The organism is Kitasatospora sp. NPDC003701 (assembly GCF_053587085.1).
Map to the genome: position 1 here is coordinate 1 of NZ_JBSFNM010000147.1, position 4207 is coordinate 4207.

Here is a 4207-nt window from a genome sequence, read left to right on the forward strand (position 1 = left end):
CGGCGGCGAGCAGTTCGGCGATGGTGACGGCCTCGTACGGGTCCTTGGAGAGCAGCAGTCCGCCGAGGCCGGGCGGCGGGGCGGCGGCCGTGCGGGCGCGGCCGAGGACGGGACGGCGGGCGGTGGCGCGCGGGCCGGCCTCGGGGCCAAGGCCCGCGCCGCCGCCGATGCGGTGGTCTCCGCCGACCACGCCCCCGGCCGGCGGGCCCTGGCGGTCCGGACCGGTGCCGGGGTCGCGGCGCTCGGCGTGCTGGTGGCGGCCGCGCTGATGGTCGCCGCCCAGGACGGCGGCGACGCCTCCGCCAAGGGCGCCGGCGGCGAACCCGGCTTCACCGTCGCCCATGCCAAGATCTGGTCGGCCCGGCCCGCCGCCGCGCTCCAGGCGGGCGTCGACGACACCCTGGTCGGCAGCTGGCTGCTGGCCGACGCGGTGGTGCGCGCCGACGCCACCGGCGTCCACGCCTACGACCTGGCGGCCGGCAAGCCGACCTGGTCGGTCGAGCCGCCCACGCCCGGAGCCGCTCCCTGCGGGCTCTCGGCCGGCGTCAACGAGGCCGGCCTGGGCGCCGTGCTGTTCCGCGGCCAGCCCGACCCGAAGAGCCCGTGCACGCTGGTGGCCGCGGTCGACACCAAGACCGGCCGGACGCTCTGGAGCAAGCCGCTCTCCGACGCGAAGGGCGGCTACACCGCGCGCGTCGGCGTCACCGAGGACAAGGTGATCGCCGTCGGCGACGACCACGTGGTCGCCTGGGAGTCCGTCGACGGCAAGGACGTCTGGCAGTACACCGGGCAGGGCAAGTTCTGCACCCTCTCCGGCGGGGTCACCGGCAAGACCGTCATGGTGGCGAGCTCCTGTGCCGACTCCACCCCCGTCGACCAGGCCGTCTCGCTGAACACCGCCGACGGCAAGGTGAGCTGGTGGCGGGGCCTGAACAACCAGCCGAAGACGGTGACGGTGCTCTCCGCCGAACCGTCCGTCGTCCTGACCACCGGGGAGAAGCCCCAGGACGACAGGGTGTTCGCCTGGGGCCCGGCCGGCGATCCGGCCGCCGAGATACCGGTCGCCGCCGGCGACGGCAGGCTGGACGCCGCCCGCGGTACGTTTTCGGCCACGCCCGGCGTCTTCTTCCACGAGCGGACGATGGTCACCACGCTGGCTCCGGCGAACGCCGGCGGCGCGGTCTCCGTCGTCGGCTACGACCTGGACAGCGGCAAGCAGCGCTGGAAGGCGGCCGCCGCCGAGAAGGGCGACGTCCGGGCGGTCGGCGTCGACGGCGGCGCGCTGGTGCTCGCCGCCGACGAACGCCTCGAACAGCCCGCCCACCTCAGCCGCTTCGCCCTGGCCGGCGGCCAGGAGACGGTCGGCGGCAACTTCCCGCAGGGCACCGGCTCGCTGTTGATCTCCGGCCGGGTGCTGATCGGCGGCGGCCGGGTCGTCGCGGTCCCCGAGCACTCGGCCAACTTCGGGATAGCGGCCGGGTACCGGGCGAAGGACTGAGGCCCGCCCCCGGCCGCTTCGGCTCTCGCCCGCACTGCCGAGCGCGGGCCCGGCCGTCGGCCCCGTGGCTACGCGGCGGCGGGCGCCACCGCGGCCGGCAGCCAGTCGGCCAGGTCCCGGAGGTCCGAGCCGCGCAGGCCCAGCGCCATCATCAGGGTGGCCTGCGGCGTCGGCACGAACGGCTTGCGCAGCAGCTTCATCCCGGCCTGCTCAGGTGTCCGGTCGGCCTTGCGCTGGTTGTCCTCGGCACAGGCGGCCACCGTGTTCAGCCAGCTGTCCGCCCCACCGCGCGACCGTGGCTGCAGGTGGTCCACGGTGGTGGCCCGGCGCCCGCAGTAGGCGCACAGGTGCTGGTCCCGGACCAGCACACCGCGGCGGGACCACGGCGCCTGTTGTCGGAACGGCACCCGTACGTAGCGCTGCAGTCTGATCACCCGGGGCACCGGAACGGAGACCCCGGTACCGCGGATGCTCCGCAGCGGGTGGGCCTGCTCGACGACGGCCTTGTCCTGGAGCACCAGGACCACGGCGCGCTGCAGCGACACCGTCGTCAGGGGCTCGTAGCTCGCGTTCAGAACCAGCGTGTTGCGCACCTCGGCACACCCTTTCCCCGGGCGTGCCACGGCGGCACGACCGTCTCCACACACGTCACTGCCGCCGCACGGCGGTGGGACCACTCTGAAGGGGCCCCGGGCCGACGAACAACGGAATTTCCGGTGGAGGCGAGGGGTGGGGCGGGGGAGGCCGGCGCTCCCGGCCGGCGCCCCGCCGCCCTTCGGCGGGCGCCTCTCCGTCCCTCGGCGGGCCCGCGGGAGGGCGCCCGGTCGGATGCCTCGGCGCAAACCCGCTGGCCCCGACCGCGTAGGCTCTACCACGCTGGAGCCGTTCCGCACCGGGGCCCGACCGAACCGGGTCCGCACCGGGCGGACGCCCGATCGAAGGAGAAGCGTGACCGTGACGGACATCGTCGACGAGCTGCGGTGGCGTGGGCTGATCGCCCTGTCCACCGACGAGGACGCACTGCGCAAGGCGTTCGCGGACGGCCCGGTCACGTTCTATTGCGGCTTCGACCCGACGGCCCCCAGCCTGCACCTCGGGAACCTGGTGCAGATCCTGACCATGCGCCGCATCCAGCAGGCGGGGAACCTCCCGCTGGGCCTGGTCGGCGGCGCCACCGGCCTGATCGGTGACCCCAAGCCGACCGCCGAGCGCGTCCTCAACGACCCCGAGACGGTGGCCGCCTGGGTCGACCGCCTGCGTGGCCAGATCTCGCGCTTCCTCGACTTCGACGGCCCGTACGCGGCGCGCATGGTCAACAACCTGGACTGGACCTCCGGGATGTCTGCCATCAGCCTGCTGCGCGACGTGGGCAAGTACTTCCGCGTCAACAACATGATCGCCAAGGAGGCCGTCGCCCGGCGGCTCAACTCCGACGCGGGCATCAGCTACACCGAGTTCAGCTACCAGATCCTCCAGGGCATGGACTACCTGGAGCTGAACCGCCGCTACGGCTGCACCCTGCAGACCGGTGGCAGCGACCAGTGGGGCAACCTCACCGCCGGCACGGACCTCATCCGCAAGGCCGAGGCGAAGTCCGTGCACGCACTGGCCACCCCGCTGATCGTCAAGGCCGACGGCACCAAGTTCGGAAAGACGGAGTCGGGCACGGTCTGGCTCGACCCCGAGCTCACCACCCCGTACGCCTTCTACCAGTTCTGGCTGAACGCGGACGACCGGGACGTCCCCACCTTCCTGCGGATCTTCAGCTTCCGCTCGAAGGAGGAGATCGAGGAGCTGGAGCGCGAGACCACCGAGCGCCCGGCCGCCCGGCTCGCCCAGCGCGCGCTCGCCGAGGAACTGACCACCCTGGTGCACGGCGCCGAGCAGTACGACCGCGCGGTCGCCGCGTCCAAGGCGCTGTTCGGACAGGGCGACCTCGCCGACCTGGAGGTGCCGACCCTGGCCGCCGCGCTGGCCGAGGTCCCGAAGGCCGAGGTGGCCGAACTCCAGCCGGTGGTCGACCTGTTGGTCGCCGTCGGCCTGGCGCCCAGCCGTTCGGCCGCCCGTCGGACGATCAAGGAGGGCGGCGCCTACCTCAACAACGTCAAGGTGACGGACGAGGAGGCGGTGCCTACCGAGGCCGACCTGCTGCACGGCCGGTGGCTCGTCCTGCGTCGCGGGAAGCGCAACCTGGCCGCCGTCGAGCTGGTTTCGGCCGGCTGAAAACGCACCGCCGCTGACCTGCGGTTTTGAGCATCGAGGGCCGGATCTGGACAGATCCGGCCCTCTGGTGTTTGACGTGCTCGTCCGACTGGCCTAGTGTTGGACGAGTCGCTGAAGCGGGCGGGTGCACGGCAGGCCGAGAGGTCGCCGCAAGCCGGCCGAGCGGCCATCGCAATCGGCAAGTCCTACTCTCACTCGAAGCCCATTAACTTGGGTCGCTCGGCGTTTTCGTCGAACGGTGGGAGCGGGGAATTTCGGGCCAGTCCCGAAATAAGCTAATGTGGAGGTCGCCGCAGAAAAGCGGACCTGGCCAGCAAGGGTCGGATGAATGAAACTCCGGAAAACGGAGCGGAAAACATCTGGTAAGCTGGAAACACGAAAGAACGAAACACCCGGAGGGCCCGCTGGAAGGCGGTCCGAAGGAAGTGTCCGTTCCTTGAGAACTCAACAGCGTGCCAAAAGTCAACGCCAGATATGTTGACATCC

At 72.0% G+C, this 4207-nt stretch carries 3 protein-coding genes; 2 read left to right on the forward strand and 1 reads right to left on the reverse strand.

Annotated elements, in window-relative coordinates; translation table 11 throughout:
* The coding region (locus ACWDRR_RS44140; protein WP_449777995.1) for an outer membrane protein assembly factor BamB family protein at positions 1-1498 on the forward strand (1498 nt) is incomplete at its 5' end.
* Between the two features lie 68 nt (positions 1499-1566).
* Here ACWDRR_RS44140 and ACWDRR_RS44145 read toward each other — a convergent pair.
* Positions 1567-2091 (reverse strand): HNH endonuclease, encoded by a 525-nt coding sequence (locus ACWDRR_RS44145; protein ID WP_449777996.1) that lies wholly within the window; start codon positions 2089-2091, stop codon positions 1567-1569.
* 361 nt (positions 2092-2452) lie between these two features.
* On the opposite strand from ACWDRR_RS44145, the gene tyrS reads away from it, so the two are divergent.
* Complete coding sequence (tyrS, locus tag ACWDRR_RS44150) at positions 2453-3721, forward strand: tyrosine--tRNA ligase (RefSeq protein ID WP_449777997.1); 1269 nt, start codon at positions 2453-2455, stop codon at positions 3719-3721.
* Positions 3722-4207: the final 486 nt, after the last annotated feature.